Origin of the sequence: Kitasatospora sp. CMC57 (assembly GCF_045866025.2) — a bacterium.
Lineage (GTDB): Bacteria > Actinomycetota > Actinomycetes > Streptomycetales > Streptomycetaceae > Kitasatospora.
In genome coordinates, this window is the sequence record NZ_AP035881.2 from 3,873,095 (window position 1) to 3,897,873 (window position 24,779).

Below are 24,779 nucleotides of genomic sequence, written 5' to 3' on the forward strand. Positions count from 1 at the left end.
GTGCCTCTCGTGTCGGCGGTGCCGTACCGTAACGGCTCCAGTGCTCAGTGTTACGCCGGGTGTACCGGACCGCGACCGGGCACGGCGCGTCACGTGCGACGGTGGTTGCTGTCGTGTCGGAGGCGGTCGGTGTGCCGGGCGAGCGTGTCGAGCCGTGTGCCCAGGTCCCCGTGGTCAAAACCCAGGTGCGGGCGCATCGCGGCCAGCGGGTGGACGAGCTCGGCGGCATCGGTGGCCGCGAGCGCGGTGCGCAGGGCCGCGAGCTCGGGTCCGGCGGACGAGCCCAGGTCGGTGAGAGCGGTGATCTGGGCGGCTAGGATCCGCAGGTCGGCGGCGTTGTCGCGAGCCCAGGCGGTGATGCTCCGCTCCGCCGCCCGGCGGTCGCGAACGGCCTTCACGCGCTCGACGCCCGTGGCTGCCCCGTCCGGCGTCCCGGCCGTCGCAGGCCGGAGCCGCAGGTAGCGGTTCTCGGCGGCCTGCCGACTGGCGACGCCCATCGGGCGGGCGAGGTCGGCCCAGGTGGCCCCGGCGTCGCGGGCGGTCTCGACCAGCCCGGCCTCCCATCCCGCGAGCTGTGAGCGCAGCTCGCGCAGCAGGAGCAACGCACCCAGGGCCTGTTCCGGCCCGGACGGATCAGGGGGTGCCGTACGGCCGGCGGACGTCGGGTCCTGGGTGGAGCGTACGGCGTCGTTGATAGCGGAGAGGGCGGCGGCCACCGCGAGGAAGGAGGCGGGGGCGGGGGGTGTGCCGCCACCGTCCAAGGGTGGTCCGGGTGTCTGGCGCTTCATGTCACTCTCCTGGCGACGTGAGTGTTTGTCATCGGATGGATGACATGCTAGAACAGTCCCAGGTGAAGCGCACTGGCTCCCACAGCCCGAACGCCTGGAGGTGTATCCCATGCTGATGCGCACCGACCCCTTCCGTGACCTGGACCGGCTCTCCCAGCAGTTCCTGGCCGCCACCGGCACCTGGTCCCGCCCGGCCTCCATGCCACTGGACGCCTACCGCACCGGCGACCACTACGTGATCTGCTTCGACCTCCCGGGCGTCGACCCGGAGGCGATCGACATCGACGTCGAGCGGAACATGCTGACCGTCAAGGCCGAGCGCCGCCCGCGCCCCGAGACCGAAGGCGTACGCCTGGAGCTGTCCGAGCGGCCCCTGGGCGTCTTCTCCCGCCAGATCATGCTGTCGGACACGCTTGACCCCGAGGGGATCAGCGCCGACTACGACGCCGGTGTACTGACCCTGCGCATCCCGGTCGCCGAGAAGGCCAAGCCCCGGAAGATCGTCGTCACGCAGAGCGGTGACCGCAGGCAGATCAAGGCCTGACCCCGCTCCGAACCGCCGCTCCGAACCGCCGTCCCGCACCGCCGATCCGCGCCGTGCGGGACGGCGACCCGACCCCGCTGCCGGGCGCAGCGTGTCCTGCTCCGGCTCTCCGCAGGTCGGCACCCCTGACTGTCCCGGGCTTCGGCGGCCCGCACCCGGAAGGCTTCCCACATGACCTGGCCCCACCTCGTCCAGCAGGTACGTGACTTCGGCCGCTACGACACCGACCAGGAGGCCGAACGCGTCCTGGAGGCGGTCCTCACCGCACTGGGACGCCAGCTCGTCGGCGACGAACGCTGCGACCTGGCCGCAACCCTGCCCGACCGCGCACGCGCTCTCCTGGTGTCGCAGATCCCCCTCGCCCAGCCGGTGGACGCTCCCGCGTTCGTGGCGGCCGTCGCCACCGCCCTGGACACCACCCTCGCGTCCGCCCGCTGGGACGCCTCATCGGTCCTGGCGGTCCTCGCCGACCTCGCGGGCGACCGGCTCACCGACCGGCTGACCGCCCGACTCCCCGTCGGTTACGCGTTCCTGTTCGGCCGAGCCAACCTGACCGTCGCCGCCTGAGGCGGCCCGTCCCGCCGCGCCCCGGAGACTACCTCCGCTTCGAACACCGAAAAATCTGTGCTGGCTGGAGTAGACATTGCCCTCGGTGCGGGCTAGCGTTTCTCTCGTAAGACGCAGTCAGCGGTACCCGCCAGACACGAACTGGCGGGTTGCAGTGCAGAAGTTCGCAGGTCGGCACGGTTGCGGAGTCCTGAAGCCAGGGTTGGTGCAGTACGGCGACAGGGCTGGTGGCCGGGCCGGGCAGCCCGCAGTGATCAGGGGCGGCCACGAGCAGTACCGCAGTTCAGTCGAGTCAAGTTGCAGTCGCTAGTTGCAGTCGCAACCACCAGCAGTACCCAGTAGTACGCGGGATCTCAGCAAAGGCGCCGGGTTGCGGGCGCGCGTGCTGGGAGGTCGGGCAGCGGGGTTCCAAGCCGAAGCAGGTGTGCAGGACGGGCGACGGGGCTGGTTGCCGACCAGGTGGAGCGGTATCGCCACCACAGCAGTTCGCAGGATGTTCTCAGTGACGCAGAGGAAGAACGGAGGGCACAGCGCCATCAGGATCGCCCGGCCCGTGAGGTAGCAATTTCGTCCGGGCGGACACCGCAGACCCCCCAAAGCACGAAGGACGGTGGTTTCCGGTCACGCATACGCGATCCCCGCACACCCCCTCTCCGGGGGTAGTCGCGGACACAAGGAATCCGGCCCAGGGCCGGTAGATGGTGATGTTCCCCTTCGGGGCCCCGGAGCCGCAACGGCGCCGGGGCCCCTCGACGCGTTCCCACACAGGTAAAGGAAAGAGGTGCAGTGACCACGACCACCAACCGGCCCCACACTCCCGAGACACATGACGCCGTCAGCTTCCTCGACGACGACGACTACCCCGCCTACACCATGGGCCGCGCCGCCGAGATGACCGGAACAACCCCCGGCTTCCTGCGCTCACTCGGCGAACAGGGCCTCATCACCCCACTGCGCTCCGAGGGCGGCCACCGCCGCTTCTCCCGTTACCAGCTGCGCATCGCGATGCGCGCCCGCGACCTGGTCGACCAGGGGACGGCCATAGACGCCGCCTGCCGCATCATCATCCTCGAGGACCAGCTCGAAGAGGCCCTCCGTATCAACGAAGAGCTCCGCCGTTCCCGCCTCGGCCAGGAGCCGCCCGCAGCCGGCTGACGTCGGTGCCGGGGTGTGCCAGGCGATCAACCTGGCCCGCCCCGCCGACGGTCGTCGCGCTGGGCCGGCCGACGCCTGGGGGCGGCGGCATCTGCTGACCACTGCCCAGATGTGAGACCGACCCGTGCCAATGGTCAGGCTTCTCCCCGGTCGGGCGTGCTGCCCGCCTCCCCTCCCGGCATGTCCGCCTGTGCCCGGCACGGCGCCTGCGCCTGGCGGGCCGCGCGGTTGAACCGCCTGCCCCAGTCGTCGACCCGGTCCACCAGCTCGGGAGGCTCGACGATGCGGAAGTCCGCGCCGAGCGTGCCGAGTGCTGTCGTGGGCCAGTCCAGGGAGTCGGAGGTCATACGGACCCGGCAGTGCTCGGCATCGACCTCCTCGACCGTGCTCCACCGGCCGATCCGGTCGCGAACCACCGCAGCCGGGGCGTCCACCAGGACCTCGACCCGGTAGGGGCGGGGCGCGCTTTTGAGCCCGGCCCGGACGAATTCGGCGGCGTCGGGGGCGGGCAGCTCGCGGGGCCTGAACCGGACCTCGGTGCCCTGCGGTGCGGTGAGCCGGTCCAGCCGGAAGGTGCGCCAGTCGTGCCGGGCGAGGTCGTATGCGACCAGGTACCAGCGGCGGGCGAGGCAGACCAACCGATGCGGTTCGACGTGCCGCTCGGCGTGCCGGCCGTCGGCGGCGGTGTAGGCGAAGCGGAGCTGCTCACTGTCGCGGCAGGCCAGCGCCACCACGACGAGCTCGCCCGGGGCGATGCCCGAACCGGCCGGGCCACCCCAGTCGCCGGGTACGGTCATCGCGCGCAGCGCCTCGACCCGGTGCCGCAACCGGGCCGGCATCACCTGCGCCACCTTGGCCAGCATCCGCACCGAGGCCTCGGCGATGCCTTCGAGCGGGCTCTCGGCAGCAGCCTGGAGACCCACGGCGAGCGCGACCGCCTCCTCGTCGTCGATCACCAGCGGCGGCAGCGCCGCGCCCGCGGCGAGCTGGTAGCCGCCGTCGACGCCGCGCTGCGCCTCGACCGGATAGCCGAGCTCACGTAGCCGGTCGATGTCACGGCGCAGAGTACGGACCGAGGTGCCCAGCCGATCGGCCAGTTCGGCGCCCGGCCAGTACCGGTGGGTCTGGAGCAGGGAGAGCAGCCGCAGCGTCCGGGTGCTGGTGTTTGCCATGACTCCGATCATTCCCGGATTCAGGACAGGAAGTGGCCGCTATGGCTCCTAGCGTGGGACTCGTCCGACAGAGCGACAAGCGACCGAAGGCGGAGACCATGAACGAGACCCTGACTGCCGACAAGCCGACCACCTCTGCGGAGGCCGTCCCCGCGCAGGCCGCCACCGGAGAGCGTGCCGACCTGCTGGTGGCGCTCGCCAAGCAGCGGCACTTCCTGCGCTTCACCACCCGTGACCTCACCGACGAGCAGGCCGGACTGCGGACCACCGCCAGCGAGTTGTGTCTGGGCGGCCTGATCAAGCACGTGACCTCGGTCGAACGGCTCTGGGCGAACTTCATCCTGGAGGGCCCGTCGGCGATGCCCGACTTCACCACCTGGACCGAGGCCGACTTCGCCCGCCGCGCCGACGAGTTCCGGCTGCTGCCGGCGGAGACGCTCGCCGGCGTCCTGGCCGACTACGAAGAGGTCGCCCGCCTCACGGACGAGCTGGTCGTCACCCTGCCCGACCTCAGCGCCACCCAGCCGCTCCCGAAGGCGCCGTGGTTCGAGGCCGACGCGGAATGGTCCGCCCGGCGCGTCCTGATGCACGTCATCGCCGAAACCGCTCAGCACGCCGGGCACGCCGACATCCTCCGCGAGTCCCTGGACGGAGCCAAGAGCATGGGGTGACCGGTCGGCTGGCTTGCCTGCACGAACTCTGGCTGGTGAGCATCCTCGGTCGTAGATCGCCCGCAACCACGGTTCCCTGACTTCGGGCACCCGCGCGAGCGTGTACCTGAACGCGTGCGGGGACGGCTGGAGCGGGTACCACGGGTGCGGCGGCAGCGGGTCGTCCCGCTCCACACCCTGGCCGAACTCCGGGCCCCTCGACGGCGATCTCACCAGCGCGGTCAAGCGCGAGGCCCGCGACGTGGTCGTCATGGGCAGTCTCGACATCGTGCGCCAGCTGATGACCGAGGACCTGGTCGCCGAGTACCGGCTGATGACCTTCCCCACCATCCTCGGCGCCGGCCAGAGGCTCTTCCCGGCCGACGGACCGCACAGGGATCTGGAGTGCGTGTCTGCGGAGCAGGTCGGTGCCCTCGTCCTCACGCGCTACGGCAGAGCTGCCGCGCGCTGACGACTCTCCCAGGGTGCCGGTCGCCGAAGATGCGAGGCGGACAGCTGGGATCCGCGCGGCTGGCCGTCGAGACCTCCGGGCAAGGTCCGTCGGCTGTCCGACCAGGAGGGCAGCCGATGCTGCACCAGAAAGTCGCTCTTCCGGCGAGTGGTCCGGCTGATGTCAGTGGGCGCGTTTAGGCTCCGTTTGACCAGGGAGTCCGAGTGAGGAACGTGATTGTCATGTCGCGTGTTCGGGTGCACAACTTCAGCGTGTCACTGGACGGGTTCTCCACCGGGGAGGGACAGAGCTTGGAGGCCCCGTTCGGCCATGCCGGGACTCGGCTGGTCGACTGGTTTCTTCATACCCGCGCGTTCAATGAGATGCACGGCGAGGCTGGCGGCAGCAGCGGTGTCGACGATGCCCTTGCCTGGGCCTGGGGTGCCGGCGTCGGGGCGGAGATCATGGGCCGCAACAAGTTCGGCCCCCAGCGCGGCCCGTGGACCGACGAGGAGTGGAAGGGCTGGTGGGGGGACAACCCGCCGTTCCACACCCCGGTATTCGTGCTGACGCACCACCCGCGCCCGTCCTTGGAAATGGAAGGCGGCACGGTCTTCCACTTCGTGGATGCCTCGCCGCAGGAGGTGCTGCGGCAGGCCCGCGAGGCGGCAGGTGGCCTCGATGTGCGGATCGGGGGAGGCCCGACAACGATCAAGCAGTTCCTCGCGGAGGACCTGGTCGACCACCTCCACATCGCCGTCGTACCGATCATCCTGGGCCGCGGTGAGCGGCTGTGGGACGGGCTGGAGGGGCTGGAACAGCGGTTCCAGGTGGAGTCGGTGACGACGCCCAGCGGCATCACCCATATGACCTTCACCCGTCCGTAGCTCCGCGGGCCCGCCGTAGCGAGGCCCGTCGGGTCAACTGAGCTGAAAGCAGGAGACGGAAACGCAGAGGGCCCGCACCGCCGAAGCGGTGCGGGCCCTCTGACCTGCGGAGGATACGAGACTCGAACTCGTGAGGGATTCATCCCAATACGCCTTCCAATTGTTCGTCTGGCCGTCCAGGCCTGACTGCAGGCGTCCTGACCTGCGGCGGAGCGGGCTATTGGCTGGCTTCTGAACGGCTCTGGACGGGGGTGAACGCAACCAGAACCGCAACCAGAGCAAGCCGACTCTGTGCTGCCAGGTGCCACAGCCTCGCGCCCCCGCCCCGGCCGCCTCCCCCGGCCCCGCCCGACGACGTGAGCGCCGGCCGGCGCGCGGCGCCCCAAAAAAATCTTCGCGGTCCGGGGCAACTTTTCCGGGGGTGGTGACAACTGGGTGGTGTCCGGACAGGCGGTCCGGCCAGAGGCAACGGCTGAAAGAGAGCATCGACATGTTCCCTCGCCCATCCACGTCGCCGGAGGCGTCTCCCGGTGGTCGCGCCCGCCGTGGTCGCGCGTCGTTGCGCTCGGCCGTTCCGGGGCCGCGGCAGACGCATCGTGCCCGTCGGCTGTACCAGCGCCGGAGCTTCTGGGCAGCCGTCGGTCTGGCGGTCGTGGGCGGCTCCGTGGTCGTGGTCAACACGGCCTCAGCGGGAACCGTGGACACGGACGCCTGGTACGTGCTGGTCAACCACAACACCGGCGAGGCGCTGGACGGCCTCGGCTACGCCACGTACGACGGTGCTCCGCTGGGGCAGTGGAGCCGTACCGGCGGGACCAACCAGCAGTGGAAGTTCATCGACTCGGGTGACGGGAACTACCGGCTGCAGAACCGGAACTCCGGCAAGGTGCTGGACGACTACAACTGGTCGAAGGCCGAAGGCGCCGAGCTGGTGCAGTGGCGCGACCTGAACGGCGCCAACCAGCAGTTCCACATGGAGAAGTCGTCGGACGGCTACGTGCGTCTGATCAACCGCCACAGCGGCAAGGCGGTCGAGGTCCCGCTCGATTCCAAGGCCGACGGGGGCCGCATCGCCCAATATCACGACTGGGGTGGCCCCAACCAGCAGTGGCAGCTCGTCCCGGCCGGCAGCGTCAGCGGCACCGGGAACACGGGGAGCTCCGGCAGCAGCGTTGCGCCCACCAAGCCTGCCACGCCCGCCACGCCCGCCACGCCCGGCGGCAGCGTCCCGGCGAGCCAGGCGCCGAGCACCCGCCCGGCGTCGTCGCCGTCGGCGGCTCCGGCCCCCGCGGGCGGCGGCAGCTCGGCGAAGCGTCTCATGGGCAGCAGCACGATGCTCCTCGGCGGCCTGATGGACGACTCCACGGCCAACGCCGCGCCGTTCGACGTGCGGTACGCCTACATCCACAGCCAGCCCGCGCCCTCGGCCGAGGCCTACACGGCCTCGCGCTGCAAGGCCGAGTGGTCGGGCTGGTGGGGCTGCTGGACCGGCGACACCACGGCGCCCGGCACCCAGGTGACCGTGTACAAGGACCGGGCGTCCAAGGCGACGTACCAGGGCAAGCCGCGCCCGCAGAAGTATCTCTTCACCTGGTACTCGCTGCGCGACCTCGGAGACGCGGCGGGCCAGGGGGACGGTCCGGGCGAGGTTGTCGCCATCAACAGGAGCGACCTGCTCACCCGCTACATGAACGACTACCGCTTCTTCCTCCAGAAGATCGGCAACTCCCAGGACATGATCGACCTCGAGCCCGACTTCTGGGGCTTCGCCCGGTCGCTCGGCAACCTGCACCAGGTGCCCGCGCAGGTGAAGGCCGCGAACCCGACCGACTGCGGAGCGCAGGAGAACAGCGCGTCCGGCCTGGCCCAGTGCCTGATCTCGATGGCGCACAAGTACGCGCCGAACGCCGGCGTGGGACTGCACCTGACCTGCTTCGACTGGCAGCAGAACACCCCGCAGTGCGTCAAGGACTACGCGGACCTCGGGGCGAAGAACGCCGACTTCCTGGTCAGCGACGTGACGGACCGCGACGCGGGCTGGTACGCGCTGCCCGCCCACGGCAGCCGTGACACCTACTGGAACGACCAGAAGGGCTTCGCCGCGCTCGGGTTCTACAAGACGATGTCCGAGTCGGTGGGCAAGCCGGTGGTCCTGTGGCAGGTCCCCCTTGGCAACATGGCGCAGAACAACACCCCCGGCCACTTCAAGGACGACAAGGTCGACTGGTTCTTCTCGCACCTGGACCAGGTGGCGAACGCACACGTCGGCGGCCTCCTGTTCGGCGCCGGCTGGTCGGAACAGACCACGCCCGAGACCGACGGCGGGAACCTGATCAACAAGACGATCGCCAACCACAACTCGGGCGGCACGCCGCTCAAGTAGCCACCCCCAGCCGGTCGGCCCCCCTTCGACAAGGCCAGCGTTCATCCCCCGTCGTCCCGCGGAGCACAGCCGGTCGGCTCATGGCGTGAAAGCGGGAATCGGCCGGGAGACGACGAAGGCCCCGACCGCAGTGCGGTCGGGGCCTCGCGTTTGCCCTGGCGGGCAGGTGCGGAGGATACGAGATTCGAACTCGTGAGGGTTTTATCCCAACACGCTTTCCAAGTCTCCCGAACGCCGTCCGCCGGGGTTCACGCCCGTCCCGACCTGCGGCGAAGCGCACGGCTGGGCGGCGGCTGAACCTGCCCGCACGAGGGTGAATGAGACCAGAACTGAGACCAGCCGTCCTGCTGCGGACGGTGGGTTCCTGGCCCGGGCTACGCGGGCATCACGCCGTGGATGCGGGAGATTGTGAACATGCGCTCGTCGTCCCGCAGATGACACCAAGCGTGGAGATAGGGGGCGTTGAGCTCGACTCGACTGAGGGTGCGGACGGTCGTGCTGCCCGAGGTGGCGACGTACTCGATGGTGATCGACTGCCCTTCGTCGATGGCATGGGCCAGTTGGCGGACATCGGTGAAGGAGAGGTTGCCTGCGTTCCCGGCGATGATCTCCTCTGTGTCGCTGGTATACGGGTGGCCGTCGTACGGGTCGGGCTCTGTGAGGTCCTGTGGGGCGTTCCGGAGCCGGGTTGCGAGGGTGTGCAGATCGACGGCCGTCCTTGCGTCCGCGGTGCGGGCGTCCGGCCGCTGTGTGCGGCTCCTGCCACCGGGCAGGCGCGGGCGTGGGACCGGGTTCGCCGCGCGGTGGTGCTGGGCCCGCTCGATCCGGACCGATCCGTCGGGCTTCTCGGCGATCGGGGCGTAGCCCGCAGCGCGCAGTGCTGCGATGGTCTTGTCCGCCGGGGTCCGGCTGATCAGCACCGTCGGCGCCAACTGTCGCAGGCCGCACTGGGCGAGCTTGCGGTGGGCGGCCAGTTCGGCCAGGAGGGCCGGCTCCTGACCATGGATCACGCAGACCGCGGAGACGACGCGCACCCGGCCGTGGCTGCGCGCAGTGTCGTGGATCAGGTACGAGAGCGGTTGGGGAAGCGGCTCGACGGCGACGGCGGCCAGGTCGGCCGTGAGGGAGTCGGGGGTCAAGCCCGCGTCGAGGGCGCGGCGGACGCTGCCCGGGCTGAACCGCCACACGGACGCGGCACCGGCGGTCTCCCGGTCCGCGACGGAGTCCAGCAGCGAGAGGAGGGACACCGCGGGCGTGCCGGCGACTACGGCCGTGAGGTCGCTGCCGAAGCGAGCGGTCCCGCTGGCGGCGGGCAGCAGCCGCCGACAGGCGTCGGTCAGTGCTTCGGTGTCGTCGGCGAGCAGGGCGGTCCCGATCGGGGACACGGCCCCGAGAGCGAGCGCACCGAGATATTCCGCCTCCCGGACCACAGTGGCGAACGGCGTGGCGTCCTGGGGGAGTTCGTCGGCGAGTGGGCGGAGCCACCTCAGCAGTGCCCCGAGGTCCGCCGACTTTGCCGCGCCTTCGCCGGCGGGGAGCTGCGACGCGGCTGTGAGCAGCCCGTGCCGGGCCTGGATGCAACCTCCGCAGGGTGGTGCCCCGGCGAGTGCAGGCAGCGCCTTCCCGTCCTCGTCGCGGCTTCCGCCAGGGGTCAGAGGGAGCGCCCACCAGGCCCGGAGCAGCGCGGCGAGTTGGTCGGCTGGTTCCTGCTCGGTCCAGGTGTCGTAGGCGGTGGTCGCCGCGACCCTGTCGCCGTCCCGGGCCAGCAGGCCTGCCGCGCTCGCCGTCTCCAGCACGAGGCGTACCGGGATCTCGTCGCACTGTGCCGCTCTGCCGATCCGGGACAGCTCGCGGGCGCCGATCCCGCCGGCCTTGAGCCGGGCCGGTGGAGCAGCGGCGCACAGCCCGAGGACGGACACAGCATGGCCGGCGAACGCCATGGAGGCGGCTGCGGCTTCCCGTTCGACATCCGAGCCGGTGGCGGGAACAGAGCGCACGCCGGGCGGGGCAGGTGTGAACGGAGCGTGCCAGTCGGAGCCGCGCAGGGCGAGTGCCACCTCTGCGGGCATCCGAGGCGGCCCATAGCGGTACCGGTCCCGGATCAGCAGTCCCCGTTCCACCGCCCACTGTTCGCCGGGCCTGGAGCCGGCTTGCGGCGTCCCGAACATGACGAAGTCCGGTTGCTTCGGAGCCTTTCGTGCTTGCCGCTCGAGGAGTTCTCGGGTGGCTGCCGGCGCCTTTGCCACCAGCGTGGCGACCCGCGCAGGATTGCCATGGTGATCGAGCAGTGCCGCCAGCCGCTGCTCCTTCCTGTTGGCCTCGGGTTTGACGCCGAGCTTCGCCAGCATCCGGCCAATTTCGTCGGAGGTCGAGCCTGCGAGCAGTTGCCCGAGTGGTGCGTCGAGCCCCAGCGGCGAGGCCCATGTGTTCCGCAGCGCTGCCGCCATACGGAGCCGGCCGTTGCCATCCGGCCACACCAGAGCGCGGTCGGTCAGCGCCTGCAGCGTGGCGGCGAGTTCGCGGGCGCGTTCACCGTGCGTGGCCCCCAGCAGGGCTGCCAGTTCGTCCAGCGATGCGACCGTCAGCGCGGCGAGGGCTTCCGCCAGCTGCAGGCATGGCAGTGCGATCCGGGGGAGGACCAGCGCCACTGACCCCGGGCGCTGAAGACGGTCCGCCAGTTCACCGAGCGACTGCGGCTCCGGAGCCGACACGGTGTCGGGGCGCGCCGCCAGGATCCGCTCCAACTCCGCAGCATCCAGACCGCGTAGCCATGAGGCCAGCGCTGACTCGCTCTTCTTGCCGATGGGACACCTCACCGCGTAGAGGACGCCACATGCCTGCTGAAGCCGTCCGGGGAACACCAGGATGGCGCACCAGCGAGGTAGAAAGCAGCAAAGGCCGGAGCACCGGGTGGTCCGGGGCTTCGATCAGGCGGGGAACCAGTCGGGTCTGGCGTCAACCGCCCTGTCCGAAACGTGCAGCCGTCGAGGACTGGCACAGATGTACATCTGCTGCATTTGTTGCATGAGTGAGCCCGTGATCGAATCAACGGCCGAGGTTCGCGGCCACCTTGCGGACGTCCTCGATCGTGCGCGTCGGGACGAGACCCCGACGATCATCACGCGGCGGGGCAAGCAGGAAGCCGTAGTACTCGATATTCGCGAGTACCAGCATCTGCCGACTGGCGGAACAAGCCGAAGAGGTGTGGCTCAACCGGTTGGCGGACGAAGCGGAGGCCGAAGGCTCTGAGGGGTCGGTATCGCTCGAAGAGATGGCCGCCATGCTTCGCGCTCACCACGCCTGACCCATGGGCTACGTCACGCGGTTCGCGCCGCATGCCCAGCGGGACATGCTCAAGATTCCCCGCCCCGACGCTCTGCGGATCCTCTACCGCCTCACCGAACTGCAGAACGCTCTGGGCGAGGGTGACGCCTCAGCCTTCGACATCAAGGCCCTCCAAGGGCACGGTGCGAGGTGGCGTCTGAGGGTCGGGAGCTATCGCGTGGTGTACACGGTCGAGGACGGTCAACTGATCATCTGGGTCATGACAGGTGGCAACCGGCGCGATGTCTATCGCCATCTGTAGGCGCTGCCGGACAACTCGGCCGGCAGGCCCGGGCGGATCGACCTGAGTCGTGGGGGATGTCGTGCTCGCCGAGACTGCAAATGAGCCGTGAACGACGAAGGCCCGGGCCGCTGTGCGGTCCGGGCCTTCGTGGAGGCGGAGGATACGAGATTCGAACTCGTGAGGGTTTTATCCCAACACGCTTTCCAAATGTTCGTCCGGCCGTCCGAGGACGGTCGCAGACGTCCTGACCTGCGGCGGAGTGGCTTGGTGACTGGGCTCTGAACGGCGCTGGACGGGGGTGAATGCAACCAGAACTGCAACCAGGCCGTAGCCCTCGACCGCGCTTGCGGCGGCCACCTACCAAAGTGGCATGCCGAGATTGCCGACGCGTCCGATTCGGGCCTGCGGGCTATCCAGGATTCGTCGTCGGTTGTGCGGGCCCTGCCCCACTACGCGAACGGCTCGCCCGTCCGTTGGCCGGCCCGGAAGGACGTCGAGGTCGGGCGACGGTTGCCGGGGTTGGGCGGTTCGTGGCGGAGATGGCCGGAGCCGAGGGGGCCGGCCGGGCGGGTGCGGCCGACGCAGTGGCGGCCAGGTCGTTGAGAGCCGCGTTGACTACCGGCCAGCACATGTTGACCGTGTCGCGGTTGGGCCCGTGTCCGGTTCGTCGTTCCGCCGTTGGATGCACCAGGTTGCGGTAATGCCGCACGAGTTCCGAAGCGAGCTTCGCGTCGTGCTCGATCCAGCCGTTGTCGTGTGCGAGATCGACGAGCTCCTTCAGGCCCATGTCCTCCGGTCGCTTTCTCAGTGTCCGAGCAGTTGCGCGCACCTGGGCGACGTGCACGAGAACCCCCTCCAGGAGACTGCCCAGCATGATCACGGCTGCCGTGTATGCACCGTGCTCGTAACACGTGTGCGCCTCGTCGAGCCTGGTCTGGACCGCCGCTGCCAACGCCGGGTCGCTGATTACCTGCGAGACGGAGACCTGCAGTTCGACCCTGGGCATCCGCACCGACTCGCCGGCGTCGGCCTCGACCGGTACGAGGACTGGCTGTCCCTCCGCGTAGCTGATTCGCCACCCTTCCAGGGCCAGAACCTCGTCGAGTCGAGCGACAGTGGCCTTGTACTCGCGCGGCTGGCCAACGTACTCACGCTGGTCGGCGAGTCGCAGCACTGCCTTCAGGGCATCGCCCTCGCCCTCCTCTTGGCGTTCGCGAAGCAGTTCGAGCGTCCACTGGTGCCGCGATGTGCCATCGGGGTCGGGGACGTCCTCCCACTTCGCGCGCCGCAGGAACTCGGCGATCTCGTAGCCCTTGCGGTACAGCAGTGGTGAATCGTCGCCACAGATCAAATAGGCGATCTCGATGAGGACGCTCTCGTCGAACGACTGGCTCACGTCAGGTCTCCTCGGATGTCATCAGCGGTCAGATCCTCGTCATCGGTCGTTTCGTCATCGACATCCGCGTCTTGCGACTCGTCGTGCAAAGCGACCGGCTTCCAGTCACTCGCCTCACTGGGGGCAAACTGTTCGAATTCGGCCGCGCCCGGGTGGATACCGAGCGCCGTGAGCTTGCGCCACAGGGGAGCGAGAGCCTCGTCGGGTGCAAGGGTGAACTCGCTGCTGCGGACCCGCCAGAACGTCCACTTTGCACGTCGCAGGTCCCGCTCGCGCTCGTAGTCGTCCCGGATCTGCCTGCTGGTGAAGTGGTAGGGGCTGCCGTCGCACTCCACGGCAAGTCGCGCGTTGTCCCCGACCACGACCAGGTCGATGACCTTTCCGGCGACCTCCCACTGCGGAACGACGTGGTATCCGCGTCGCCTGATCTCCAGGAAGACCTTCTGCTCGAAGAGAGAGTCGAACGGGTCGCACTTCTCATCGGGAGTGACCATCGATAGGGCCGGTGGTGCGACGTGCAGAGACGGCGGCTTCTGCATGTAAGTGAGCAGGGAGTGCCGTAGATCCTTGCTGCTCAGCTGATCCGAGGTCACCGAGGTGAAGAGCCACATCTGATCACGCGCCCGACTCGCCGCGACGTTGAAGCGCCTGCCGTCGTTCAGGCCGGTCAGCGCCCGGGCGTGGTCAGCGTCCACCACCATGGAGAGCAGGATCACGTCCCGCTCGTCCCCCTGGAACTGTTCGGCGGTTCCGACCCGGATGTTGTGTCGCACACTGGCCTCAGGGCCGATCTCCGTGTCGATCAGGTCCTCAAGCAACCGTGCCTGTGCGCCGGACCGCAGGACGATGACGCCGATCTCCCGGCCGGCGTATGCCGGGTCGCTGATCAGCTCCCGCAGTTTGCCGACCAGGCGTTCCGCCTCGGGCCTGTTGACGAGACGCTCACGCATCCCCTCGCAGTAGCCCTCGCGCACATGGACGACTTCCAGGGGCCTCAGCCGGTCGGCGCCGTACTGGCGAAGGGGGACCAACTCGTTGTCCGGGTAGAACTGCCGCGAGGACCATTTGATGATCTCCGGCATGCAGCGGAAGTGTTCGGTCAACCGGATGACCTCGGGGAAGCGAGCAGACAGCAACTCGTAGAGGTTCGATTTCGGGTTGAAGCCGTCCCGCTGCCAGTCGGCGAAGCCAGCCAGCCGTTCATCGACCTTCTGGTTGATCTTGTCATGCTTGTTGCCGGTGTAGAACGGTGCGCACTGCTTGTCATCGCCGACGACGATTACACGGGGCGCCAACCAAAGCAACAGCAGCCCAGACAAGCCGACTTGGCTGGCTTCATCGACGATGACGACGTCGAAGGCGTCAGGTTCCGGATCCAGCATCTCGACCACCTGTCGCAGCGGCATGACCCATGCGGGCACCGCTCCCCGCGCGTCGCGCATCGCGGACCGGGCTGCGGCCAGATGCCGCTTTCCCTGTGCCGTCGTGCCGCGTCCGGCATGCGACATCGCAGTGGCGTAGGCGCTCAGCGCCTGCTTCTGCCTGGTTGTCATCCGCTTGAGGCAGTGCAACAGTGCTCGGTCCGCGGCGAGCTGTTCCTTGACGCTCTTGAGCTGTTCCTCGACGTCTGCGAGCTTGCTCTCGAGCTGCGGCTCTCGCCCCGGAGACAGCATGCGATCCATGAAGCGCTTCGCCAACTGCCAGGACCACGCCCGGTCAAGCTCCGCGAACCGCCCTTGCCATTGCGGGTCCGCAGGTGAAGCGGCGAATGCGCGCCCGAGTTCGGGCAGTCCCTTCTGCAACTGCGCGAGCAGCTCGTACGCCTGCCTGCGGTCGGCTTCCCGCAGGTAGGCAGCCGCCACGGCGTCGATCGCCCTGGTATACGCGGTCGCGTCACGGTTCGACGCCGCGCGATGGACCTCGGCCAGCTCGGGAACATCGGCGCCGCTCGGGTTGGGAAGGGACCCGATCAGAGAAGCCAGTTCGCGCTCCGCCAGTCTGGCAGACAGCACCAGCCGCGCGCGTCCGGCCGTCTGCCGCACCTCGTTCCACTGCTCCGGCGACCGCACCATGAGCCCCTTCACTCCGGCCTTTACCAGAGCGTCGTGCACCGCCCGCGCCGCTGAGGTGAATGCATCCACCGCCTGCAACAGCGTGTAACGGTCCAGCAGTTCGGACAGCACCGCCTCGGGGTCACCCTCGGCTTTGGGGGTGCGGAACGCCTGCCACCGCTCTTGGAGCTGCCGCGCGCACTCCCGCAGTTCGAGGTGTACGACCACGGTCTCCACCTCTTCGGACGTCCGCGGGACACGGCCGTCAACACGGCAGTTCTCCAGCAGAGGACGAGCCTGCTTGTGGAAGGGCTTCTTCAGCGCCCATCTGCTCGGCTGGCCGTTCGTCCTCAGATACCGCGCGAACTCGCGGGCAGCCGCCCGCTGGTGTGGCTCTTCGGTCTGCGATACCTGCGGCAGCACGACCTCCGTCAGCGGCATACCAAGCAGTCGGTTGCGTACCTCTACGGCACGGGCGGAGTGGCGGCGCACTCCTTCCCAAAGCTGCTGACGCTTGTCAGTCATGCCGTCGACCAGTGCGGTGGTTTGCCAATGGTCCTGTGACCACGTCGTCGGATCGGCCGGCAGACCCTCCTGCTGGAGCGCCCGCTCAGCGGTGTCGAGGAGTCCGATGACGGTGTCGATCAGTTCCTCTCCTCGATCCGCCATCGTCAGCGCCGCTTCCGAGGGCGCGCTGCCTGACACCTCCAGAGCGGCCTGCAGGCTTCGCACGAGTTCCTCGAACCGAGCTGGAGCAGGCAGGGATTCGGGGGCGGGACACAGGAAAGCGCGCGAAGTGAGCACCTCGAACCCGTGGCGCCCCACAAGTCCGAGGAGGCGTTGGGCTTCTTCGGCCGTGATCGGCGGACGAACAGACGCATCTGCTGGCAGCTCGGGAAGCCACTCGTAGGACGCCGCCCGCCCGGAGACCAGTTCGACGATCTCTGCGAGCCGTCCGTAGTATCCCGGCGCCACTGCGGACTCGGGGTGCTCAACCCACTCGGCCTCCCGCAGATCACGCAGGTCCTCACGCAGTTCGGCCTGCAGTTTCTCCAGGTCCGACCGGTCCTGCTGGTGCCCCTCGATGCGCTCAGTGAGCTGATCGGTTGTCACCGAGGCGCTGAGATGGGACAGGGAGCGGACGGACCGCCCAAGTTCATCCCCGCCCTCATACCTGAAGTCTCCCTGAAGAACGCAGAGTTGGCGCAACTTCTGTGGGATCTTGTCGCGTAGGACCTTCAGCGCCTGTGCCTTCTCGCTGGGAGCAATAGTCAAGAGTTGTGGATGGGCTGATTTTCAGCTCTTGCTGCGGTGGTTGAGGGCGGTCCTGGCAGTGTTGCGGATCCGCTTGGTGCGGCCGGCCTCGGCGAGGATCTCGATGGCCTCGGTGTTCGTCCCGGTGGCGGTCTTGAGCTGGAGCCAGTTGGATGACGCGAGCAGGTCGTCCGGCTGCCAGGGCAGCGTGAGCGTGACGGCTCGGAAGAGTGACCACTCCCGCAGGCGCTGGGCCAGGAAGGGGTGGTCGATCGTGGCCCGGGTCATCGCCTGCGCCCACCCCTCGTAGGCGGGAGCGGGGTAGAGGCCGGCGGCTCGACGGTCCAGGTGCCGCAGCACGGCGGACTGGGCCATCGTCCGGTCCGGATCGGTGAGCACGCGGCTGACCAGGTCGAGCTCCTCCGGGTCGGCAACGTGCCTCAGCTTGTCGAGGTAGGCCGCGAAGCGGACATGCTCGTCCGGGTTCTGCAGGATCTCGTGGACGTTCATGCGGCCTGCTCCTCGCGCTCGACCAGGACGCCGTTCTCGAACCGGGCACCCGCTCGGACCAGGGACACCAGATGGGCGCCGGTGATCGCGCGCCATCGCGCCTGAGCGGACTCGACCAGCTTGAACACCATCGCGAGCGCGGCCGCCGGGCTGCCTGCGCCTCGCGTGACCTTGGTGCGGAGCTTGACCGTGGAGAAGGTCGACTCGATGGGGTTGGTGGTCCGCAAATGAATCCAGTGCTCGGCGGGGAAGTCGTAGAACGCGAGGAGTTCGTCCCGGTCCTCGGTGATCTTCGCGACGGCCTTGGGGAACTTCGCCCCATAGGTCTTCGCGAACGCCTCGATCGCCTTCTCGGCGTGGGCGCGGTCCTCGGCGTTGTAGATCTCCTGCATCGCCTTCGTCGCGCCGGGCTGTGCGGACTTGGGCAGGCAGTTGTTGACGTTGCGGGCTTTGTGAACCCAGCACCTTTGCGGCCTGGCGGCCGGGAACACCTCGGCGAGTGCCCGCCAAAGGCCCATGGCACCGTCGCCGATGACCAGCTCGGGGTCGCGCATGCCGCGTCGGCGGCAGTCGCGCAGCAGGTCGGCCCACGACTCGGTGGACTCGCGCAGGCCTTCGGCCAGGGCGATCAGCTCCTTGGTGCCGTCCAGCCGGACTCCGAGCAGGACCAGGACGCACGAGTGGGCCTGGCCGAGCCGGACCTTCGGGTGGACCCCGTCGGCCCAGACATAGACGAAGTCGCGATCCGACAGGTCACGGTTCTGGAAGGCGGCGTGGTCGTCGCTCCACTGCCTGGTCAGCCGGGTCACGGTCGCCGACGACAGGCCAGCCGTGCCGCCCAGGAACTGCTCAAGCGCCGGGACGAAGTCGCCGGAGGACAGGCCGTGCAGATAGAGCAGCGGCAGCACCTCGGAGATCTTCGGCGACTTGCGGCACCACGGCGGAAGGATCTTCGAGGAGAACCGCTTGCGCTCGCCGGTCTCATCGTCGACACGGCGGTCGTTCACCCGCGGTGCCATGACCTCGACCGGTCCGGCCGCGGTGACCACGGTCCGAGGCCGGTGGTGGCCGTTGCGGACCACGAGACGTCGACCGTACTCGTCGGTCTCGGCCGACAACTCGGCTATGTACTGGTTGACTTCCGCTTCCAGTGCGGCGGCCAGCATCCGGCGGGCGCCTTCCCGAACGATCTCGTCAATCAGGGAGCCGGACTGTGTGGAGCCGTCGTCGGTGACTACGCTGAGCACGGGCGTACCTTCCCGACCCGCGCTGCAACGCGGGCCTACTCGGAGACCTTACGGATCATTCGGGAAGGTACGCCCTCCGCATGCCCTCCCGGAACCCGATCCACAAGTCCTGAGCATTGCTCTCTCGCTGGTCACCAGGACCCGCTTGCCGTCGGCCAGAAGCGCCGAGATCAGGTTGGCGATGGTGTGGGTCTTGCCGGTTCCGGGCGGTCCTTGGACCACGACACCGGTGTCCTTCTGCAGCCGGCTCAGCACTTCGCGCTGTGCTCGATTGACCGGGAGGGGGAACAACGGATCTGGTCCGAGCGCGGGCTCGAAACCTCCCGTCCCTTCGGCCGCCCAGCTTGTACGGTCCTCAGGCTCGATCTGGAACAGCAACTGCGCGAGCCCGAGCGGGCTCACAGCGCCCGGCTGAGCCAAGCGGCGGGCGATGCCGTCGTAGAACGTGACCAGCGCCCCCTGGCCGCGCTCACGCAGAACGATCGCCGGCGTGAACGAGACGCTGGGCTCGGCTGGGGAAGTCTCGTCCGGGCGGCTCCAGGTATCGTCGAAGCGGGCCACGTGCTCCATGCCGAAGGCCCGCTCGCACCAGGCGCGCAACACTTCCATGGCATCCGTGGACAGAGGGTGGAAGGTGTCCCCCTCGACCCGGGACCGCAGCGCGTTCAGCAACTGCGCGGTGTAGCCGTGGGTCTCGTCCAGGAAGTCCCCGTCCTCCAGCCTCGGGCTGTCACCGTCCGACAGGGAGACAGTGATGTGCACCGTCTCCTGGTCCACTGCCAGTACCAAGGGGACCGTCAGAACGTGCCTGTGCACCCGCTCTCTCTTGGTCCCACGGTCCAAGGCCAACAGTCCGGTGCTCAGGACTGCCTCGAAGACCTCTCCCTCCCGCTGGATCTGGGTCGCCATGCGGTAGAGGCGGCGGTGTAGCTGTCGGTACGGCTCTTCTTCCTGTTCGCGCTGTGCCCAGCGCTTCCACTCGGGAAGCCAGCGGCTGTAAGCGTTCAGCACGTCCAGGGCGTCGGCCCTGGCGATCTCGTCCGTCTCGTAGGTGTTGCCGTCCTCGTCCTCCACATAGCCGCGGCCGGGTCCGACCTCAGCCAGAAGCGGGTCCCCGGTTGTCGCGGAGGCCACGTCCTGTGGCTCGATCCAACCTTGCAGCACGTCGGGAACCGTCGGTGCGGGTCGTACGGGATAGTGCTTGACCTTGAACAGCACCCCGCTGGTTGCCAGCTTCGAGGGAACGAGATCGTCGGGGCATTCGGCAAGCCAGAGCACCTGCTTGTATTTCGAACAGTCACGCACTGGCTTGTAGGAACTGCGCACGAACTCCCGTAGGAACTCGACCAGGTCACGTGTGTGCCTGACAACCTGCGGATCATCCGCGCGCAGCGCTGGCTGCTTCAAGGCTTACCCCTCCAACTGTCGCTTTTGGAAAGCCTTCCAGGATGTGCGGAAGCCAGTCGCGAGGCAAACGGCGCAAGTTGTTGGCAGATAGATCCAGCCATGATCGCCGTGGTGGATCCAGCGGGCAACGGGCCGCCCTCACCTGCGGTAGCTTTCTGACTACACTCAGGTACTCGGGGAAACGCCAGTCGGTTCAAGTGCCGATCTGCTGGTTTGGGCAGTGCCCGACCCATCCTTGTTGTCTGAATATCGCCTGCAGAGCGTTCCTGCTACTTGAAAGCACACAGCATCACAACGTCTGACTCGAAACTGAGTCAGACCGCCACAATCCGTTGGAGGTGCCCTGCAGCCTTCCCCGTCCCGTCCCGCCGCATGGCGGTCATCCCCAGCTCGGCGAGCCGGGGCAGGAAACTCACCTCGAGTTGTTCCACCGGGTGCAGCAGGCCGCGCTCACAGGTCTCTGCGGTCCAAACGGCGCAGCGGGCGCGCGGGTAGGCCGGGTTGATGCCGATCTCGCCCTTCGGGATGGTGCCGTTGAACGGCGTCGGGATGCCCTCGGCGTTCCAGTAGCTCCACGCTTCCAGCGCCTTGGCCTGCTCGAAGGCGAGGTACAGCTCCGGGTAGCGGTCGACGATACGCATCTCGCGGAAGACGAGCTGGCCCAGCAGGTACGGCGCGGTTGTGGCGAGAAGGTCGAAGTCCGCGCTGCGGAAGGTGAAGGACGCCGCGTCCTGGTCGGGTGCGAGCGCCACGCTGGCGAACAGGTGTGACAGGCGCCGCCTGGTGAAGTCGGCCACCCCAGGGGCCAGGCCGGCCTCGATCTGCCCGACGAGCTGCAGCAAGCGTTCGTGTCCCGGGTTGAAGCGGGACAGGTCGAAGAGCTGGTCCATGCCCTGGACGGCTGAGAAGGCCAGCCGCTTGTAGAGGCGGTTGTTCATCTCGCCGAGCTGGGCGTACGCCTTGGTCTCGGGCGTCACGGAGTTGAGCATCAGGTACTCGGACAGCACCTCGAAGTACAGGTAGCCGAGGAACGGGAAGGTCGGCACGGTGGCGGCGAGCTGGTCGATGAACTCGACCTTCGGCGTCACCTTCCCAGTGGCGTTGGCGAGGAGGACGTCGAGGAAGGGGGCCGCTGTACGGAGCCGGTCCAGCACGGCTCGGCGGAGCTTGGCGTCTTCGGTCTCGGTGAGGAAGCTGCGGTGGGTGAGGTAGGTCCGCAGGTGGATGGCACCGAGGCGGAGGTAGTCGATGCCCTTGGGCGGTACGGGGGCGTCGGGGGTGATCTCGAAGACCAGGGTGCGGGTGTGCTTCTTGGTCTCCAGCAGGTAGGTGCCGAGGTTGTGGGGGCGAAGGCCGGCGGGCTCGGGGGAGAGGGTCGCGCAGTAGAGGGCCGCGACCAGGCACCCGGAGGAGGCGAACAGCTGGCCGCTGGAGCGGATCGCGTCGAGGGCGACGGTGGTGTGCATCAGGTGGATGGGTCGTCCGGCGGTCAGGGTTTGCGTCATCGCGTTGCTGCGAAGCAGCCCGCCGTTGGGCGTCTCCCGTTCGAGCTGGTGGCGCCAGTCGCCTTCGGTCTCAGCGAGCCCGGTGGGGCCGAGGCGGACGGTGCTGCTGGTGTGGTCGGTATGAGCGATGTCCCACTCGCTGTGCATAGGTGGCCTCCTACTGCTCTCGGCTGAGGATCTGGCGCGCGTGGATGAGCGCTCCGTGGTTGGTGGCGCCGTCGAGCCGGGCCTGTTCGCTGAGGACGACCAGGTCGAAGGCGACGGGGTGGAGCCAGGCGGGGATGATGACGCGGAGTTGGGACGGGTCGGGCCACCAGCGGGTTAGGGGAAGGCGGTAGCGGTCGAGGCAGTCGGCTGCCTTGAGCAAGTCGGTCAAGTGCGGGGCCTGTTGGTAGCCGCGCTTCTGCTCGGCGGTGAAGGCCGTGTACGGGACGTCGTGGAGGCCGATGGCGTCGGCGGCCAGTGCCGCCACAGCCGGTGGCAGCGTGCGGCCCAGCAGGCTGCCCACGGCGGTCTGGTTCGCGGTGAACCAGCCGGCTGCCCGCCAGCCGTGCCCACGGTCCTCGCGGTCGTCGTGTCGACGGCAGTCGTGAACGGCTGCCGCGGCGCACAGGGCCGCGGTGTGATCGCGGTCGAGTCCGTGCTCCTGGGCGAGCAGACCGGCGAGCAGGGAGACGCGGGCGTTGTGCCGGACGCCATGGATGGAGTCAACGAGCCGGGACTCCGCGAGCCAGGTGATGTCCGGTACCAGCATGAGCGGCGGATGTGGCAGGGTGGGCGGCGCTGCTGAGGGTTCGGGCCGGTTTCTGGCGATCCAGGCGAGTGTGTCCTGGTCCATGACCTGGTGAGCTGGAAGGCTCCGGTTCTCGGCGAGTTCTCTGAGCGACGCGGTGCTGTGCTCCGGCGTTCGTGAGGTCATCTCTGGTTCCTCGAAGGGAAGAGGTTCGGTGGGCGTCAAGCTGGGTGTGGCGATCCTGACCATGGGCACGCGGCCGAAGGAGCTGGCCGAGCTGCTGGCCTCGGTGGAGATGCAGACGGTCAAGGCCGCGAAGGTCGTGGTGGTCGGCAACGGGTGCGCGCTGCCGGAACTGCCCGCCGGGGTGGAGGGCGTGGAGCTCGTGGACAACTTCGGGGTGACCGGCGGCCGGAACGTTGCCCTGGAGCACCTGCGGGACGTGGACGTGGTGATCGACCTGGACGACGACGGTCTGCTGGTCGCGGACGACGTCCTCGCACGGATCGCCGCCCTGTACGAAGGCGATCCCAGGCTGGGGATCGTCGGTTTCCGGATCGCGGACGAGACCGGTGTCACCCAGCGGCGTCATGTCCCCCGTCTGCGGGCGGGTGATCCGATGCGTGGCGGTGAGGTGACCGGCTTCCTCGGCGGTGGCCACGCGCTGTCCTCGAAGATGCTGGAGCAGGTCGGGGGCTGGCCGGACGCCTTCTTCTTCGCGCACGAGGAGACCGACATGGCCTGGCGGGCGCTGGATGCCGGGTGGAGGGTGCTGTACGTGCCCGAGCTGCTGCTCCAGCACCCGCGCACCAGCCCGACCCGGCACTCCTTCTTCTACCGGGTGAACGCCCGCAACCGGGTCTACCTGGCACGCCGCCACCTGCCCGCGCTGCTGGTGCCGGTCTACCTCGGGGTGTGGGTGGCACTCACCATCGCCCGGACCCGGGACACGACCGGGCTGAAGGCGTGGTGCGCGGGCTTCGCCGAGGGCTGGCGCACAGCGTGCGGTCGACGCCAGCCGATGCGCTGGCGCACGGTGTGGGCCATGACCCGACTGGGTCGGCCGCCGATCATCTAGGCCGCTGCCGCCTGGCGCATCCAGTCGGGGATGGCCTCGGGGGTGGCCTTCAGCCAGGACACGTAGCGGTCGATGCCTTCCGCCATCGTGATGTTCGGCCGCCAGCCCAGCAGCTCCTCCATCCGCTGGACGGAGGCGTATCCGCCCTCGGGGTCGCCGGGCGGCATGGGCGTCTCGATCAGCTGGATGTCCGGGTAGTGGCTGCGGACGAGTTCAGCGACCTGCCGGATCGAAGTGCCGGTTCCGGTACCGATGTTGATGGTCTCGTTGTGTGTGCGAGGCGCGACCAGAGCCCGCAGCGTGCCAGTGGCGATGTCGTCCACGTGGACCATGTCGCGGATCTGGTGACCGCCGCCGTTGAGGTGCAGCGGCAGGCCGAGTGCGGCCCGCATGGCGAACCAGGCGACCACCCAGGAGTGGCTCCGCTCCTTCACGACCTGCGGCTCGCCGTAGACCGAGAAGTACCGCACGACGGCATACGAGATGCCGGCACCGTCGAGCACTGCGGCGGTCTGGTACTCGCCCCACGCCTTGCTGTTGCCGTACACCGACACCGGCTGGACCGCCGCGTTCTCCACGAACTGCGGGCTGCCGTTGCCGTAGACGCTGGCGGAGGAGACGAACACCATCCTGCGCACCCGGTCCGAGGCCGCGACAGCGTCCAGGACCCGCTGGGTACCCGTGATGTTGGTGTCGATGGCGTCCAGCGGCCGACGTGTGCAGGCCGCCACGTCGGCCAGGGCGGCGGCGTGGATCACGTAGTCGCAGCCGGAGATCACCTTGCGCATCAGGTCCGGCTCGGCGATGTCGCCGACGATGAAGTCCGGGGCGGAGGCGTCGATGCCGAACCGCTCGCGGTACACCTCGTGCGGGTAGGCGTCGAGCTTGCATACCGAGATGGGGCGGGCGCCCAGTCGGCGGAGCTGGGCCGTGATGCGGCTGCCGATGAGGCCACCGGCACCAGTGACCAGGACGGTCTTTCCTGAGAGCTGTTCGAGGGACAAGGGAGGCTCTTCCTCTCGCACGTGGGATGGGCGTGTTGCGGCGACGCGCGGGTCAGCTGTCGCGGTGCTGAGGGCAGCGACAGGCGGGCCAGCTGGCCGATGGGTGGTAGGCGTGGGCGCCGGGTTCTGATTCCACGGTGATGACGCCGGAGTTGTCGTACCGGGTGCCGTCCTTCGCGATCTTGAACGTGCGGATGTACAGGCCCTGGTGGCGCTCCTCGGGGAGCTTGAAGTCCGCGGAGTTCTCGGTGCTCACGCCGCCGACTCCCGGTGGCGCCTGCGGCGGCGACGACCGGCAGCGAGCTGACGCAGGACCAGGGCACGTCGGCGGGCGCGTTCCCGGTTCGGGACGAAGATGACGGTCCGGTCGCCGGCCTGGGTGTGGATCTCGGCGCTGCTCACCCGGCGCTCCCGAAGCGGATGCTCCTG

At 68.7% G+C, this 24,779-nt stretch carries 22 protein-coding genes and 1 pseudogene; 10 read left to right on the forward strand and 13 right to left on the reverse strand.

What is annotated here, in order from left to right:
• Positions 1 to 89: 89 nt before the first annotated feature.
• A complete protein-coding gene (locus ACKUU6_RS17265) occupies positions 90 to 788 on the reverse strand; it encodes a hypothetical protein (protein WP_407989458.1) in 699 nt (232 codons plus the stop codon).
• Between the two features lie 109 nt (positions 789 to 897).
• Here ACKUU6_RS17265 and ACKUU6_RS17270 point away from each other — a divergent pair, with 109 nt between their 5' ends.
• The 3 genes from ACKUU6_RS17270 to ACKUU6_RS17280 all read left to right on the forward strand — a co-directional run bounded on the left by ACKUU6_RS17270 (position 898) and on the right by ACKUU6_RS17280 (position 3,054).
• Positions 898 to 1,332: an Hsp20/alpha crystallin family protein gene (locus ACKUU6_RS17270; RefSeq protein ID WP_407989459.1), complete on the forward strand. Its 435-nt coding sequence runs from the start codon at positions 898 to 900 to the stop codon at positions 1,330 to 1,332.
• A 171-nt stretch (positions 1,333 to 1,503) separates the two neighbouring features.
• Positions 1,504 to 1,899, forward strand: a complete 396-nt coding sequence (locus ACKUU6_RS17275) for a DUF2267 domain-containing protein (RefSeq protein ID WP_407989461.1) — start codon at positions 1,504 to 1,506, stop codon at positions 1,897 to 1,899.
• Between the two features lie 873 nt (positions 1,900 to 2,772).
• Positions 2,773 to 3,054, forward strand: a complete 282-nt coding sequence (locus ACKUU6_RS17280; RefSeq protein ID WP_407992153.1) for a MerR family transcriptional regulator — start codon at positions 2,773 to 2,775, stop codon at positions 3,052 to 3,054.
• Between the two features lie 134 nt (positions 3,055 to 3,188).
• Here ACKUU6_RS17280 and ACKUU6_RS17285 read toward each other — a convergent pair whose 3' ends face one another.
• Positions 3,189 to 4,226, reverse strand: a complete 1,038-nt coding sequence (locus tag ACKUU6_RS17285) for a helix-turn-helix transcriptional regulator (protein ID WP_407989463.1) — start codon at positions 4,224 to 4,226, stop codon at positions 3,189 to 3,191.
• A gap of 98 nt (positions 4,227 to 4,324) precedes the next feature.
• Between ACKUU6_RS17285 and ACKUU6_RS17290 the strand changes: the two genes are divergently transcribed.
• The 4 genes from ACKUU6_RS17290 to ACKUU6_RS17305 all read left to right on the forward strand — a co-directional run bounded on the left by ACKUU6_RS17290 (position 4,325) and on the right by ACKUU6_RS17305 (position 8,597).
• Positions 4,325 to 4,897 carry a DinB family protein gene (locus ACKUU6_RS17290; RefSeq protein ID WP_407989464.1) on the forward strand — a complete coding sequence of 191 codons (573 nt, stop codon included), beginning with the start codon at positions 4,325 to 4,327 and terminating at the stop codon, positions 4,895 to 4,897.
• Positions 4,898 to 4,997: 100 nt separating this feature from the next.
• Entirely contained in the window at positions 4,998 to 5,348 is a 351-nt protein-coding gene (locus tag ACKUU6_RS17295) for a dihydrofolate reductase family protein (protein ID WP_407989465.1), read from the forward strand.
• Positions 5,349 to 5,569: 221 nt separating this feature from the next.
• On the forward strand, positions 5,570 to 6,214 hold the full coding sequence (locus ACKUU6_RS17300) for a dihydrofolate reductase family protein (protein WP_407992154.1): 645 nt from the start codon (positions 5,570 to 5,572) through the stop codon (positions 6,212 to 6,214).
• A 697-nt stretch (positions 6,215 to 6,911) separates the two neighbouring features.
• Entirely contained in the window at positions 6,912 to 8,597 is a 1,686-nt protein-coding gene (locus tag ACKUU6_RS17305; protein WP_407989466.1) for an RICIN domain-containing protein, read from the forward strand.
• A gap of 374 nt (positions 8,598 to 8,971) precedes the next feature.
• On the opposite strand, the gene ACKUU6_RS17310 is transcribed toward ACKUU6_RS17305, so the two are convergent.
• Positions 8,972 to 11,413, reverse strand: coding sequence for a helicase C-terminal domain-containing protein (locus ACKUU6_RS17310; RefSeq protein WP_407989468.1), 2,442 nt, complete (start codon positions 11,411 to 11,413; stop codon positions 8,972 to 8,974).
• Between the two features lie 220 nt (positions 11,414 to 11,633).
• On the opposite strand from ACKUU6_RS17310, the pseudogene ACKUU6_RS17315 reads away from it, so the two are divergent.
• Positions 11,634 to 11,901 (forward strand): annotated as a pseudogene (locus ACKUU6_RS17315) (type II toxin-antitoxin system Phd/YefM family antitoxin).
• A 3-nt stretch (positions 11,902 to 11,904) separates the two neighbouring features.
• Positions 11,905 to 12,183 (forward strand): type II toxin-antitoxin system RelE family toxin, encoded by a 279-nt coding sequence (locus tag ACKUU6_RS17320; RefSeq protein ID WP_407989469.1) that lies wholly within the window; start codon positions 11,905 to 11,907, stop codon positions 12,181 to 12,183.
• A gap of 391 nt (positions 12,184 to 12,574) precedes the next feature.
• Here the strand turns inward: ACKUU6_RS17320 and ACKUU6_RS17325 are convergent, their stop codons facing one another.
• The 7 genes from ACKUU6_RS17325 to ACKUU6_RS17355 form a co-directional block, all read right to left on the reverse strand.
• A complete protein-coding gene (locus tag ACKUU6_RS17325) occupies positions 12,575 to 13,561 on the reverse strand; it encodes a hypothetical protein (protein WP_407989471.1) in 987 nt (328 codons plus the stop codon).
• On the reverse strand, positions 13,558 to 16,725 hold the full coding sequence (locus ACKUU6_RS17330; RefSeq protein ID WP_408649635.1) for an AAA domain-containing protein: 3,168 nt from the start codon (positions 16,723 to 16,725) through the stop codon (positions 13,558 to 13,560). Before ACKUU6_RS17330 ends, ACKUU6_RS17325 begins: the two co-directional genes overlap by 4 nt.
• 183 nt (positions 16,726 to 16,908) lie before the next feature.
• Positions 16,909 to 17,376, reverse strand: a complete 468-nt coding sequence (locus tag ACKUU6_RS17335) for a hypothetical protein (protein ID WP_407989473.1) — start codon at positions 17,374 to 17,376, stop codon at positions 16,909 to 16,911.
• The gene (locus ACKUU6_RS17340; RefSeq protein ID WP_407989475.1) at positions 17,373 to 18,623 is read right to left on the reverse strand and encodes an IS256 family transposase; all 1,251 of its coding nucleotides are present in this window, start codon (positions 18,621 to 18,623) and stop codon (positions 17,373 to 17,375) included. Before ACKUU6_RS17340 ends, ACKUU6_RS17335 begins: the two co-directional genes overlap by 4 nt.
• A gap of 48 nt (positions 18,624 to 18,671) precedes the next feature.
• Positions 18,672 to 20,030, reverse strand: a complete 1,359-nt coding sequence (locus tag ACKUU6_RS17345; RefSeq protein ID WP_407989476.1) for an AAA domain-containing protein — start codon at positions 20,028 to 20,030, stop codon at positions 18,672 to 18,674.
• Positions 20,031 to 20,344: 314 nt separating this feature from the next.
• Complete coding sequence (locus ACKUU6_RS17350) at positions 20,345 to 21,682, reverse strand: hypothetical protein (RefSeq protein ID WP_407989478.1); 1,338 nt, start codon at positions 21,680 to 21,682, stop codon at positions 20,345 to 20,347.
• Positions 21,683 to 21,692: 10 nt separating this feature from the next.
• Positions 21,693 to 22,454, reverse strand: coding sequence for a hypothetical protein (locus ACKUU6_RS17355; RefSeq protein ID WP_407989479.1), 762 nt, complete (start codon positions 22,452 to 22,454; stop codon positions 21,693 to 21,695).
• 61 nt (positions 22,455 to 22,515) lie between these two features.
• Between ACKUU6_RS17355 and ACKUU6_RS17360 the strand changes: the two genes are divergently transcribed.
• On the forward strand, positions 22,516 to 23,346 hold the full coding sequence (locus ACKUU6_RS17360) for a glycosyltransferase family 2 protein (RefSeq protein ID WP_407992155.1): 831 nt from the start codon (positions 22,516 to 22,518) through the stop codon (positions 23,344 to 23,346).
• Here ACKUU6_RS17360 and ACKUU6_RS17365 read toward each other — a convergent pair.
• From ACKUU6_RS17365 to ACKUU6_RS17375, 3 genes are read right to left on the reverse strand one after another with little or no spacing between them, the layout of a single operon-like run.
• Positions 23,343 to 24,350: an NAD-dependent epimerase/dehydratase family protein gene (locus ACKUU6_RS17365; protein ID WP_407989480.1), complete on the reverse strand. Its 1,008-nt coding sequence runs from the start codon at positions 24,348 to 24,350 to the stop codon at positions 23,343 to 23,345. The two genes, ACKUU6_RS17360 and ACKUU6_RS17365, sit on opposite strands and share 4 nt — an antisense overlap.
• A 52-nt stretch (positions 24,351 to 24,402) precedes the next feature.
• A complete protein-coding gene (locus tag ACKUU6_RS17370) occupies positions 24,403 to 24,606 on the reverse strand; it encodes a hypothetical protein (RefSeq protein ID WP_407989482.1) in 204 nt (67 codons plus the stop codon).
• The gene (locus ACKUU6_RS17375) at positions 24,603 to 24,752 is read right to left on the reverse strand and encodes a hypothetical protein (RefSeq protein WP_407989484.1); all 150 of its coding nucleotides are present in this window, start codon (positions 24,750 to 24,752) and stop codon (positions 24,603 to 24,605) included. The genes ACKUU6_RS17370 and ACKUU6_RS17375 overlap by 4 nt, the downstream gene beginning before the upstream one ends.
• Between the last annotated feature and the right edge of the window lie 27 nt (positions 24,753 to 24,779).